This window comes from Methylobacterium amylolyticum, from assembly GCF_030700245.1.
Lineage (GTDB): Bacteria > Pseudomonadota > Alphaproteobacteria > Rhizobiales > Beijerinckiaceae > Methylobacterium.
In genome coordinates, this window is record NZ_JAUYZI010000005.1 from 19449 (window position 1) to 32234 (window position 12786).

The window sequence follows — 12786 nt, forward strand, 5'->3', positions numbered from 1 at the left end:
GCGCGGCGGCCGACCGCATTTTGGATACATCTGGCCCGGCGCTTGCTGGGGGTTGCTCCGAACGCCCCTTTGCCGGCGCCGATTGCCGGATTACCGTCGGTCGCCGCGCCGGCAATCCCGTTCCCAGGTCCCGGAGATCAGCGTGTCCCGAACCCTCCTGAAGAGCCTCGTCCGCGGCGTCGCCGCGGGGGCGGCCCTCGCCCTCGTCGCGATGCCGGCGCAGGCCGAGAACGTGTTCCGCTTCGCCTTCCAGGGCGACATCAAGTCCCTCGACCCGTACTCCCTCAAGGAGACGTTCACGATCGGCATGCACGCGGCGGTCTACGAAGCGCTCGTGACCCGCGACAAGGACATGAAGATCGTGCCCCAGCTCGCGGAATCCTGGGAGACGCCGGAGCCGACCCGCTGGCGGTTCCACCTGCGCAAGGGCGTGAAGTTCCACGACGGTTCGCCGTTCACCGCTGACGACGTGATCTTCTCCGCCCAGCGCGTGCGCGCGCCCGGCTCGAACTTCCAGACCAACGTGCCCGCCGACGCCGAATTCGTGAAGGTCGACGACTACACCGTCGACATGGTGCTCAAGCGGCCCAACCCGATCGCCATCGCCCAATTCCCGACGTGGTACATCATGTCGAAGACGTGGGCCGAGAAGAACGGCGCCGTGCAGCCCACCGCGCCCACCGCCGGCAACCCCGGCTACGCCACGCTCCACGAGAACGGCACCGGCCCGTTCGTGATCACCGAGCAGCAGCCCGGCGTGAAGACCATCTTCAAGAAGTTCCCGGGCTACTGGGGCAAGGTCGAGTCGAACCTCGACCAAGCGGTGTTCACGACGATCAGCAACGACGCCACCCGCGTCGCCGCCCTCCTGTCGGGCGAGGTCGACTGGATGGACCCGGTGCCGCTCCAGGATCAGCAGCGGGTCAACGCCAGCGGCACCGCCACGGTGATGACCGGGCCGGAACTCCGCACGATCTTCCTCGGCATGGACCAGTGGCGCGACGAGCTGAAGGACTCGTCGGTGAAGGGCAAGAACCCGTTCAAGGACCCGAAGGTGCGCGAGGCGTTCTACCTCGCCATCGACGAGGACACGATCGCCAAGCGCGTGATGCGCGGCCAGGCCACGCCCTCCGCGTTGCTGATCGCGCCCGCGCTCTACGACCGCGCGGGCGAGTTCAAGCGGCCGGCGACCGACCTGAAGAAGGCCAAGGAGCTGATGGCCGAGGCGGGCTATCCGGACGGGTTCTCGCTGACCATGGACTGCCCGAACGACCGCTACGTCAACGACGAGGCGATCTGCCAGGCGGTGGTCTCGATGCTGGCCCGCATCGGCGTCAAGGTGAACCTCAACGCGCAGCCGAAGGCCAAGTACTTCGCCAAGGTGCTGGCGCCGGGCTACGACACCTCGTTCTACCTCGTCGGCTGGACCCCGTCCTCGCAGGACAGCCACAACATCCTGTTCGAGATCGCGGGCTGCCGCAAAGCCGGCGACAAGTCGGGCCGGGGCGGCTGGAACCTCGGCGGCTACTGCAACCCGAAGATCGACGAGATCGCCGACAAGGTCGAGGGCGAGACCGACAAGACCAAGCGCGACGCGCTGATCAAGGAGGGCTTCGACCTCATCCAGGCGGACTGGGGCTACATCCCGCTCCACCAGCAGGCGCTGGCCTGGGGCGTGTCGAAGAAGGTCCACCTCGTCCAGCGGCCGGACAACATGCTGCTGCTCTACTGGGTCTCGAAGGACAAGACCCCGTCCTGAGGAAGCGTTCAGCGTGCTCGCGTTCCTGCTGCGTCGGGTGATCCAGGCGGCCGCGGTGCTCGCGGTCGTCGGGCTCATCGCGTTCTCGATGTTCCGGTTCGCGGGCGATCCCGTGAACCAGATCGTCGGCCCCGACACGCCCGTCTCCGAGCGGGCCGAGATCCGCAAGAGCCTCGGGCTGGACGATCCGGTGATCGTCCAGTTCGGCCGCTACGCGGGCGACGTGCTCCGGGGCGAGTTCGGCATCTCCTACCAGTTCCGGCAACCGGTCTCGCGGCTGCTCGCCGACCGCATGCCGGCGACCCTGGAACTCGCCTTCTGCGCCACCGTGTTCGCCCTCGTCGTGGGCGTGCTGATGGGCGTGTACTGCGCGCTGCGGCGCGACTCCTGGCTCGCCGGCCTGTTCCAGGCGGTCTCGCTGGTGGGCATCAGCCTGCCGACCTTCCTCACCGGCATCCTCCTGATCTTCCTGTTCTCGGTGACGCTCGGCTGGCTGCCGAGCTACGGGCGCGGCGACACCGTGCGGCTCGGCTGGTGGACGACGGGCTTCCTCACCGCGTCGGGCCTCAAGGCGCTGATCCTGCCGTCGATCACGCTGGGCATGTTCCAGATGACGCTGATCATGCGGCTGGTGCGCGCCGAGATGCTGGAGGTGCTGCGCACCGACTACATCCGCTTCGCCCGCGCCCGGGGCCTCACCACCCGGGCGGTCCACCTGCGGCACGCGCTGAAGAACACGCTCGTGCCGGTCATCACCATCGCCGGGCTCCAGCTCGGCTCGGTCATCGCCTTCTCGATCATCACCGAGACGGTGTTCCAGTGGCCGGGCATGGGCCTGCTGTTCGTGCAGGCGGTGCAGAACGTCGACATCCCGATCATGTCCGCCTACCTGCTCCTCGTCGCGCTGATCTTCGTGACCATCAACCTCGTCGTCGACATCCTCTACACCGTGGTCGACCCGCGCCTGCGGCTGCCGGCGGGGAAGGCGGCATGAGCGGCCAGGACCTCGACACCGGCGACATCGCCGCCGTGCCGCAGCCGGGTGCCGCGGCCCCGTCGCGCTGGACGGCGTTCCGGGATTCCGACCTGCTGGCGAGCTTCCTGCGCTCGAAGCTCGCGGTCGGGGCGCTGATCGCCACGGCCGTCATGGTGGCGCTCGCGCTCGCCGCGCCGCTGATCTCCCCCCAGAACCCCTACGACCCGGCCCAGCTCGACCTGATCAACTCCAACCTGCCGCCGATCTGGCAGGCGGAGGGGCAGGCGCCGTTCTACCTCGGCACCGACGACCAGGGCCGCGACGTGCTCTCGGCGGTGCTCTACGGCCTGCGCCTGTCGCTGATCGTGGGCGTGCTGGGCGTCCTAACCTCCGGCATCCTCGGCATCGCGCTCGGGCTGGTGGCCGGCTACGCGGGCGGCGCCCTCGACACGCTGATCATGCGGATCGCCGACGTGCAGCTCACCTTCCCGGCGATCCTGATCGCGCTCGTCGTCGACGGCGTCGCCAAGGCGGCCTTCGGGGGCGCCCTCGACGTCGGCCCCCTGATCGGGCTGATCGTCGTCTCGATCGGCCTGTCGTTCTGGGTGCAGTACGCCCGCACCGTGCGCTCCTCGGTGATGGTCGAGAAGGGCAAGGACTACGTCCAGGCCGCCCGGCTGATCGGCCTGTCGGCGCCCGTCATCATGGTCCGGCACGTGCTCCCGAACGTGACGGGTCCGGTCTTCGTCATCGCCACGATCAACCTCGCGCTCGCGATCATCACCGAGGCGACGCTGTCGTTCCTGGGCACCGGCCTGCCCGAGACGATGCCCTCGCTCGGCACCCTGATCCGCACCGGCAACCGCTTCCTGTTCTCGGGCGAGTGGTGGATCGTCGCCTTCCCCGGCCTCGCGCTCGCCGGCCTCGTCATCGCCATCAACCTGCTGGGCGATTGGCTGCGGGACGCGCTCAATCCGAAGCTGCAGTAATGCGCGTTCCCCTCAACGGCACTTCGTTCATTCCTCCCCGCGTCCTCATCCTGAGGTGCCGCGCCAGCGGCCTGAGGTGCCGCGCCAGCGGCCTCGAAGGAGGTCTCCAGGGATCGCGCGGCTTCTGGAGGGCTCCTTCGAGGCTCCGCTTCGCTCTGCGCCTCAGGATGAGGGAGTGGGTGGGAAGCGCCGCCGAGAGCATGAGCGCATGACCGAACCCGTCCTCTCGGTGCGCGACCTGACGGTCGCCTTCGCCACCCGCCGCGGCCTGCTCACCGCCATCGACCGGGTGTCGTTCGACATCGGCCGCGGCGAGATCCTGGGGGTCGTCGGCGAGTCCGGGGCCGGCAAGTCGGTGACCGGCTCGGCGGTGATCGGGCTGATCGACCCGCCCGGACGCGTCGCGGGCGGCGAGATCCGGCTCGGCGGCGAGCGGATCGACACCCTGTCCCCGGCCGAGATGCGGCGGGTGCGCGGCAAGCGCATCGGCATGATCTTCCAGGACCCGCTGACCTCGCTCGACCCGCTGTTCCGGGTCGGCGATCAGATCGTCGAGACCCTGCGCACCCACACCGGCCTCTCGGCCCGCGCGGCCCGCGCCCGCGCCATCGACCTGCTCGCCGAGGTCGGCATCCCCGCCCCCGAGCGGCGGATCGACGGCTACCCGCACGAGTTCTCCGGCGGCATGCGCCAGCGCGTGGTCATCGCCCTCGCGCTCGCGGCCGAGCCGGAGCTGATCATCGCCGACGAGCCGACCACGGCGCTCGACGTCTCGGTGCAGGCGCAGATCATCACGCTCCTGAAGCGCCTGTGCCGCGACCACGGCACCGCGGTGATGCTGGTGACCCACGACATGGGCGTGATCGCCGAGGCCGCCGACCGGGTGGCGGTGATGTATGCCGGGCGGCTGGCCGAGATCGGCCCCGTCGCCTCCGTGGTGCGCGATCCCCATCACCCCTACGCGGTGGGTCTGATGGGCGCGATCCCGACGCTCAGCCAGGACGCGGACCGCCTCAGCCAGATCCCCGGCGCGATGCCGCGGCTGACCGCGATCCCGCCGGGCTGCGCCTTCAACCCGCGCTGCCCGAAGGTGTTCGCGCGCTGCCGCGTCGACCGGCCGGAGCCGCTGCCCGTGGGCCCGAGCCGGGTGGCGTGCCACCTCTACGACAAAGCCGCGAGGGCGGCATGAGCGCCTACGTCGAGGTCACCGACCTGCGCCGCGTCTTCGACGTGTCGAAGCCGTGGCTGAACCGGGTGATCGAGCGCGAGCCCCGCCGGTTCCTCACCGCCGTCGACCGGGTCGGCTTCGAGATCGTCAAGGGCGAGACCTTCGCGATCGTCGGCGAGTCGGGCTCGGGCAAGTCCACCGTGGCGCGGATGGTGGTGGGCCTGCTGCCGCCCTCGGCCGGCGAGGTGCGGATCGCGAACGTGTCGATGACCGACCCGCGGCAGGCAGCGGCGCGCCGGCGCCTGCGCGCCCGCATCCAGATGATCTTCCAGGACCCCTACGCCTCGATGAACCCGCGCTGGCGGGTGGGCCGGATCATCGCGGAGCCGATCCGGGCCTTCGACCTGATCAAGGGCGAGGCGGCGATCCGCGCCCGCGTCGGCGAGTTGCTCGGCCTCGTCGGCCTCCACGCCGACGACGCGCGGAAGTACCCGCACGCCTTCTCCGGCGGCCAGCGCCAGCGCATCGCCATCGCCCGGGCGCTGGCGAGCCAGGCCGAGTTCCTGGTCGGCGACGAGCCGACCTCGGCGCTCGACGTGTCGGTGCAGGCGCAGATCCTGAACCTGATGCGCGACCTCCAGGACCGGCTGGGGCTGACCTACCTGTTCATCTCCCACAACCTCGCCGTGGTGCGCCACATGGCGACGCGGGTGGGGGTGATGTATCTCGGCCGCCTCGTGGAAGTGGCCCCGTCGCGCGACCTGTTCGCCCGGCCCCGCCACCCCTACACGCGGATGCTGCTCGACGCGGTGCCCGACCTCGCCCATGTCGGCCGCGCCCGCACCCCGGTCTCCGGCGAGATCCCGAACCCGATCGACCCGCCGCCGGGCTGCACCTTCAACCCGCGCTGCCCGCTGGCCAACGACCGCTGCCGCACGGAGGTGCCGGCGCTGCTCGACGGCGTCGCCTGCCACGCGGTCCAGGAGGGGCGGGACTGATGGGGCGGGACTGACCGCCCCGACCGCGACGCGCAGGCGGCGAACGGGCGTCACAGCACCGGGTCGGCGTCGATCCGCATCCGCAGGATCGCGTAGGGCTTCTGCTGGAGGTCACGGCCCCCATTGAACTCGGGCCGGCGGTTGACCTGGGCGGACGAGATGTAGAGCCACCGGTCCGGGGTGATCCAGAACGTGTCGGCCCAGATCAGGCGGTCGTCGGCGGCGATCACCGCAATCGTGCCGTCCGGGTCGCGGCGCCCGACGGCGTTGTGCTCCTGAAGGCTGAGGTAGACCCGGTCCTTCGCATCCGTGGTCAGCCCGCCGGTCATGCCCTTCTCGCCGAGGTCGCGGACGCTCGCCGCCACCTCCGCGTCCGAGACCTTCGGGTCGAGGAGCCCGGCCGTCTCGACCGCGTAGAGGCGCCGGCCCATCAGCGGCGCGTAGTACAGCCGCTCCCCGTCCGGGCTGATCGCGATGCCGTTGGCGCCGCCCTGCGGCGATTGCGGCGGCGCGTCGCCGGTGTCGCGCATCACCGGGCGCCGCTCGACGAACTTGACGATGCCCTTCTGCGACTGGGTGCTGGCGTGTCCCGCGAGGCGGCGCGTCACCTGACCCGAATTCAGGTCGACGGCGAGGATCGCCCCCTCTCCCTCCTGGCCCTGGTCGGTGACGTAGGCCAGCGCCCGCCCGTCCCGCACGTCGACGCGCAGGTCGTTGAGGGAGGAATCCGGCACCACGCCGGCCGAGAGCGGGATCACCCGGCGGACACTGTTCTGGCCGACATCGATCTCCACGATCTTCGCGGCCCCCGGCACCGGCGTGCCCTTGCCCTCGGGCAGGCCGGCGTCGAGCACCCACAGGGTGTCGTTGCGGTCGAACACGCCGTTCGGGACGTGGGCGAGGGTCGCCTGCGGCCGCTTCGGGTCGAAGCGGTTGGTCGCCATGTCCGGGTAGGGCTTCACCGTCCCGTCGGGCAGCGCCTCGCCGAGGGTGAACGGCTCCTTGCCGGTGAAGCGGGGCATCATCAGGAACACCCGGCCGTTCCGGGAGAGGGCGAGCCCTGTCGGCGACGAGGGGGCGTCGGCGGCCAGCGCCAGTTCCATCGCCCCGACCGGCCGGCTCGTGGGCGGCGCGGCCGGCTGGGGGGCGGGCGAGGCCGTGGCGGGACCGGGCTTCACCGGGTTCGGCGTCTCGGCCCGCGCGGGTCCGGCCGCGAGGGCGGCGAGGCCGGTGCCGAGCAGCAGGCGGCGGTCGAGTGGCATGCGTGGCCTCGTCGCGGAACTCAGAAGCGGCGGAGCGCCGGCGCGCGCAATTCGATCGCGTGGACCGCGCTGCCGGCGGTGATGAACAGGGTGCGGTCGTCGGGACCGCCGAAGGCGAGGTTGGCGGCGGTCGTGGGCGTCGCCACCCGACCGAGCAACACGCCCGCGGGATCGAAGATCCGCACGCCGTCGATGCAGGCGGCGTAGACCCGGCCGTCGAGATCGACCTTCAGCCCGTCCGGCACCCCGGCCTCCAGGGCGGCGAACACGCGCGGGGCCCCCAGCCGGTCGGCCTCGACGGGGAAGGCGAGGATCGCCCGGCCGCCCTCTGGGTTCCGCGCCGCGCCGGACTCGGCGACGTAGAGGGTCTTCCCGTCCGGGGCGAAGGCGAGCCCGTTCGGTTGGTCGACCGCCGCGGTCATCGCCTCGACCCGCCCTGGCTCCGGGATCCGGTAGACCCGGCGCGCCCGCTGCTCCGGCTCGGCCTGGATCCCCTCCTCCGGCTCGGCGATGCCGTAGACGGGGTCGGTGAACCAGATCGCCCCATCGGGGCCGAGCACGGCGTCGTTCGGCGCGTTGAGCGGCTTGCCCGCGAAGCTGTCGGCCAGCACCGTGACCGCGCCGTCGGGGTCGCGCCGCACCACCCGGCGGCCGCGGTGCTCGCAGGTGATCAGCCGGCCGCGCGCGTCGAGGGTGTTGCCGTTGGCGTTGTTGGAGGGCGCGACCAGCGTCTCGACCTCGCCCGCGCGCGTCAGGAGCAGGATGTGGTTCCGCTTCACGTCGCTGAACGCCAGCCCGGCGCGATGCGGCAGCCAGCACGGCCCCTCGCACCAGCGCCCGCCGCGGTAGAGCGTCCGGAGCGTCTGGCGCGGCTCGAGCACGGCTTCGAGGCGCGGGTCGTCCACCCGCACCACCGGCGCGGCCGCCCGCGCGCCGGTGGCCGCGAGCGCGAGGCCGGCGCCGATGAGCGCGCGCCGGTCGATCCGGACGGGCCCGCGCCGGACATCGCCTGGATCGATCGGCGACCGGGCCTTCCCCTCCCCCCGACTCACGGGTTGCGGTCGCTGCGGCGCAGGCTGTCCGGCGTCGCGAACAGCAACAGGCCGGCGGCCACGAGGCAGAGGGTGCCGATCGCGTAGAGCGCCGGCGTGGTCGAGCCGGTCAGGTCCTTGACCCACCCGACCATCACCGGGCTGACGATGCCGCCGAACTGACCGAGCGTGTTGATGAGCGCGATGCCGCCGGCCGCGCCGACCCCGGTCACGAGCTTGGCCGGCAGCGTCCAGAAGGCCGGGATGGAGGCGACGATGCCGGCGCCGAGCAGCGCGAGCGAGATCATCAGCGGCACGATGTGGTGCTCGAACAGGCCGGCGGTGAAGAAGCCGACCGCCGCCGCGACCGCCAGAGCCGCCACGAATTTCGGCCGCTCGCCGGAGGCGTCGGAGAGGCGCCCCATCACCACCATGCTGATCGCGCCGCAGATGTAGGGGATCGCGGTGAGGAACCCGACCGAGGCGGCGGCCCCGCCGCTCGCGGTCTTGATCAGGTCCGGCCCCCAGAAGTTCAGGCCGTAGGAGCCGATCTGGAGGAGGAAGTAGACCAGCGCGATGAGCAGGAATCCCGGCTGCTTGATTGCCCCCCACAGGGAGTGGTCGGCGATGTCGCGGTTGTGGTGGGCGATCTGCGAGGAGAGCAGGTCCTTCTCGGTCTGCGAGAGCCAGCGCGCATCCGCGATCCGGTCGTCGAGGCGCGCGAACACCAGCACGCCGAGCACGAGGCAGGGCAGGCCGCCGGCCAGGAACAGCCACTGCCAGCCGGCGAGACCCGCGGCGCCGTTCAGGCCGCCGAGGATCAGGCCGGCCACCGGGCCGCCGATGATGCCGGAGAAGGCGGAGGCCACGAACATGTACGAGGTGACCCGGCCCCGGAACGAGGCCGGGAACCACAGGGTCAGGTAGTACAGGATCCCGGGCGCGAAGCCCGCCTCCATCGCACCGATGATGAAGCGCAGCACGTAGAAGTGCCACTCGGTGCGGATGAAGATCATCAGCGCCGTGGCGATCCCCCACGAGATCATGATCCGCGCGATCCACCGCCGCGCCCCGACCTTGTACAGGAACAGGTTCGAGGGCACCTCGAAGATCACGTACCCGACGACGAACATGCTCGCGCCGAGACCGTAGGCGACGTTGCTGAAACCGAGATCGCTCTGGAGCTGGAACTTGGCGAAGCTGATGTTGATCCGGTCGAAGAACGCGAACATGTAGCAGATCATGATCAGCGGCATCAGCCGCCACGCCGCCTTCCGGACGACGCCGCTCTCCGTGATGCCGCCGCCCGCGGCGAAGGCACCCGACGTGGCGCTGGTCATGCGGGTTCCCTCCGGCCGCCGCTCTGGTCCGGCCGGAGTATCGGGCGCCCGCGGATCGCGAACAGGGGCGCGCCTTTCAGCCGCGCCCGACTGTCCCGAACCCCGCGAGGATGCGCGCCCAGGAGCGCGTGCCCTTGTGGAAGCTCGTCAGGTCGTACTTCTCGTTGGGCGAGTGGATGCGATCGTCGTCGAGCCCGAAGCCGATCAGCAGCGTGTCCTTGCCGAGGATCCGCTTGAAGTCGCCGACGATCGGGATCGAGCCGCCGGCCCCGACGGTGACCGCCGGCACGCCCCATTCCTCGGCCAGCGCGGCGCGGGCGAGTTCCAGCTCCGGCATGTCGAACGGCAGGCTGATCGCCCGCGAGCCCTTGTAGACGGTCACGTCGGCCTCGCAGTCGTCGGGCGTTCGAGCGCGCACGAACGCCTCGAACGCGGCCGCGAGCGCTTTCGGGTCCTGGTCGTCCACGAGGCGGAACGAGACCTTGGCCGAGGCCTCGCTCGCGATCACCGTCTTGGTTCCCTCCCCCGTGTAGCCGCCCCAGATGCCGTTGACGTCGCAGGCGGGCCGCGACTGCACCATCTCGATCGGCATCCGGCCGCGCTCGCCCGCCGGCTCCTTCAGGCCGATCGGGCCCAGCAGCTTCTCGGCCGTCATCCCGAGGCCGCGCCACTGCTCCAGCACCTCGGGCGGGCGCTCGTGCACGCCGTCGTAGAAGCCCGGGATCGCCACGCGGCCGTCGGCGTCGTGGAGATCCGCGACGATCTTCGCCAGCACGTGGACGGGGTTGCGCGCCGCGCCGCCGAAGAAGCCCGAGTGCAGGTCGCGGTCGGCGCAGGTGACCTTGACCTCGAAATAGGCGAGCCCGCGCAGCGACGAGGTAATCGCCGGGGTCTTCGCATCCCACATGGTCGTGTCGCACACGAGCACCACGTCGCAGCCGAGCCGGTCGCGGTTCTGCGCCACCCACTCGGGCAGCCCCTGCGACCCGCTCTCCTCGGCGCCCTCGACCAGGATGGTGACGCCGCAGGGCAGCTCGCCGCTCATCGCGATGTGCGCCCGGCAGGCCTCGACGAAGGTCATCACCTGACCCTTGTCGTCGGAGGCGCCGCGCGCAACGATTCTTCGCTCGCCGTTCGCGTCCGCGGCGATCCGCGGCTCGAAGGGCGGGTGCTTCCACAGGTCGAGCGGATCGACCGGCTGCACGTCGTAGTGCCCGTAGAACAGCACGTGCGGCGCCCCGGGCTTCGGCTTGTGGGCGAGCACCACCGGGTGCAGCGACGTCTCCTCCACCGAGGTATCGAAGCCGAGCGCGGTCAGGTCCGCCGCGAGCCACGCGGCCGCCGCCCGGCAATCGCCGGCGCGGGCCGGCTCGGTCGAGATCGACGGGATCCGCAGGAAGGCGAACAGCCGCTCCAGGGCGTTCTCCAGGTCGGCGTCGATGTCGTTCAGGATCGCGTCGAGCGCGGCCATCGGGCTTCTCCGGGTGCTGGCAGACTTTGGTGCTGGCAGGCTTGGTCGCCCCGAGGGTTAGCCGAGGGTGAGGGCCGCCTGCAATCGCCCTCTCGGCTGCGCGGCAGACCGTTCCCGGAACAGGGGCAGATTGGAATCGTTATCGATCCATTCGACCGCCGGACGTTTCCCGCGGGCGCTCGCTCTGCGCCGTGCCGGGCTTGCGGCCTCCACTCGTCCCGCCGGCCCCGGGCCGGCCCACCCCGCGGAAGGCGCCATGCTCCTCGAACAGTCTCCGCCCGTGTCGGCGGACACGCCGATTCCGATCACGCTCACCATCAACGGCCAGCGGCGCGAGCTCCAGGTCGCGCCGTGGACGACGCTGCTCGACCTGCTGCGCGAGCGCCTGGACCTGACCGGCACCAAGAAGGGCTGCGACCACGGCCAGTGCGGCGCCTGCACGGTGCTGGTGGACGGCACCCGCGTGAATGCCTGCCTCGCGCTCGCCGTGATGAAGGACGGGGCCGAGATCACCACCGTCGAGGGGCTGGCCGGCCTCGGCGAGCGCAAGGGCAGCAACGCCCTGCACCCGATCCAGGAGGCGTTCATCGAGCACGACGCCTTCCAGTGCGGCTACTGCACGCCGGGCCAGCTCTGCTCGTCGGTGGGCCTGATGAACGAGGGCCACGCCAAGTCCCGCGACGAGATCCGCGAGGCGATGAGCGGCAACCTGTGCCGCTGCGGCGCCTACACCAACATCGTCGACGCCATCGAGGACGTCATGCACGGAGGCGCCCGATGAACCGCTTCGAGTACGTCCGCGCCGGCACGGTGGCGGAGGCGGTCCAGGCGTTCGGCGCTGGCGCGCGCTTCATCGCGGGCGGCACCAACCTGATCGACCTGATGAAGTACGATGTCGAGAAGCCGGGCCGGCTGATCGACATCACCCGCCTGCCGTTGACCGGCATCGAGGAGCGGGACGGCGGCCTGCGGCTCGGGGCGCTGGCGACCAACGCCAAGGTCGCCTACGACGACCGGGTGGCGCAACGCTACCCGATGCTGCGCAACGCGATCCTGGCCGGCGCCTCGGCGCAGTTGCGCAACGCCGCCTCGACCGGCGGCAACCTGCTCCAGCGCACCCGCTGCTACTACTTCTACGACGCGGGCACGCCCTGCAACAAGCGCGAGCCGGGCTCCGGCTGCCCGGCGATTGGCGGCGTCAACCGCATCCACGCGATCTTCGGGGCGAGCGAGCACTGCATCGCCACGCACCCGTCCGACATGTGCGTGGCGCTCGCCGCCCTGGAGGCGGTGGTGCAGGTCAGCGGTCCGGACGGCGAGCGGTCGATCCCCTTCGCCGCGTTCCACCGCCTGCCCGGCGACGCGCCGGAGCGCGACACCACTCTCAAGCCCGGCGAGATCGTCGTCTCGGTCGACCTGCCGGAGCGGGGCTTCGCCCAGCACTACACCTACCTGAAGCTGCGCGACCGGCTCTCCTACGCCTTCGCCCTGGTCTCGATCGCCGCCGGCCTCGAACTCGACGGCGACACGGTGAAGACCGCGCGCCTCGCGCTGGGCGGCGTCGCCCACAAGCCCTGGCGCAACGTGGAGGCGGAGGCTCTGCTCGTCGGCAAGCCGGCGACCCGGGACAACTTCCAGGCGGCGGCGGATCGGATCGTCGCCGAGGCGAAGCCGCAATCGGAGAACGGCTTCAAGGTCGAACTCGCCCGGCGCGCCATCGTGCGCGGCCTCGAACAGGCCGCCGCGGGCACGCCCCAGTCGCTCAGCGACAAGCGCATCCAGTGAGGTCGCC

Annotated in this window: 11 protein-coding genes; 7 read left to right on the forward strand and 4 right to left on the reverse strand. The window is 71.2% G+C overall.

Annotated elements, in window-relative coordinates; all coding sequences use genetic code 11:
• Nucleotides 1–142: 142 nt before the first annotated feature.
• From Q8W71_RS05290 to Q8W71_RS05310, 5 genes are all read left to right on the forward strand, one after another.
• Nucleotides 143–1759 (forward strand): ABC transporter substrate-binding protein, encoded by a 1617-nt coding sequence (locus Q8W71_RS05290; protein ID WP_305524286.1) that lies wholly within the window; start codon nt 143–145, stop codon nt 1757–1759.
• 13 nt (nt 1760–1772) lie between these two features.
• Entirely contained in the window at nt 1773–2753 is a 981-nt protein-coding gene (locus Q8W71_RS05295) for an ABC transporter permease (RefSeq protein ID WP_305524287.1), read from the forward strand.
• Nucleotides 2750–3724, forward strand: a complete 975-nt coding sequence (locus Q8W71_RS05300) for an ABC transporter permease (protein ID WP_305524288.1) — start codon at nt 2750–2752, stop codon at nt 3722–3724. The genes Q8W71_RS05295 and Q8W71_RS05300 overlap by 4 nt, the downstream gene beginning before the upstream one ends.
• 208 nt (nt 3725–3932) lie before the next feature.
• Nucleotides 3933–4913: an ABC transporter ATP-binding protein gene (locus Q8W71_RS05305; protein ID WP_305524289.1), complete on the forward strand. Its 981-nt coding sequence runs from the start codon at nt 3933–3935 to the stop codon at nt 4911–4913.
• Complete coding sequence (locus Q8W71_RS05310; protein ID WP_305524290.1) at nt 4910–5890, forward strand: ABC transporter ATP-binding protein; 981 nt, start codon at nt 4910–4912, stop codon at nt 5888–5890. The genes Q8W71_RS05305 and Q8W71_RS05310 overlap by 4 nt, the downstream gene beginning before the upstream one ends.
• A gap of 50 nt (nt 5891–5940) precedes the next feature.
• Here the strand turns inward: Q8W71_RS05310 and Q8W71_RS05315 are convergent, their stop codons facing one another.
• From Q8W71_RS05315 to Q8W71_RS05330, 4 genes are all read right to left on the reverse strand, one after another.
• Nucleotides 5941–7152, reverse strand: coding sequence for an SMP-30/gluconolactonase/LRE family protein (locus Q8W71_RS05315; protein ID WP_305524291.1), 1212 nt, complete (start codon nt 7150–7152; stop codon nt 5941–5943).
• 20 nt (nt 7153–7172) lie between these two features.
• The gene (locus Q8W71_RS05320) at nt 7173–8204 is read right to left on the reverse strand and encodes an SMP-30/gluconolactonase/LRE family protein (protein WP_305524292.1); all 1032 of its coding nucleotides are present in this window, start codon (nt 8202–8204) and stop codon (nt 7173–7175) included.
• Complete coding sequence (locus tag Q8W71_RS05325) at nt 8201–9523, reverse strand: MFS transporter (protein WP_305524293.1); 1323 nt, start codon at nt 9521–9523, stop codon at nt 8201–8203. The genes Q8W71_RS05320 and Q8W71_RS05325 overlap by 4 nt, the downstream gene beginning before the upstream one ends.
• A gap of 76 nt (nt 9524–9599) precedes the next feature.
• Nucleotides 9600–10994 carry a M20/M25/M40 family metallo-hydrolase gene (locus Q8W71_RS05330; RefSeq protein WP_305524294.1) on the reverse strand — a complete coding sequence of 465 codons (1395 nt, stop codon included), beginning with the start codon at nt 10992–10994 and terminating at the stop codon, nt 9600–9602.
• A 256-nt stretch (nt 10995–11250) separates the two neighbouring features.
• On the opposite strand from Q8W71_RS05330, the gene Q8W71_RS05335 reads away from it, so the two are divergent.
• Together Q8W71_RS05335 and Q8W71_RS05340 are read left to right on the forward strand one after the other, a co-directional pair.
• Nucleotides 11251–11775, forward strand: a complete 525-nt coding sequence (locus Q8W71_RS05335) for a (2Fe-2S)-binding protein (RefSeq protein WP_305524295.1) — start codon at nt 11251–11253, stop codon at nt 11773–11775.
• Nucleotides 11772–12779: an FAD binding domain-containing protein gene (locus tag Q8W71_RS05340; RefSeq protein ID WP_305524296.1), complete on the forward strand. Its 1008-nt coding sequence runs from the start codon at nt 11772–11774 to the stop codon at nt 12777–12779. The genes Q8W71_RS05335 and Q8W71_RS05340 overlap by 4 nt, the downstream gene beginning before the upstream one ends.
• The last annotated feature ends 7 nt before the right edge of the window (nt 12780–12786 follow it).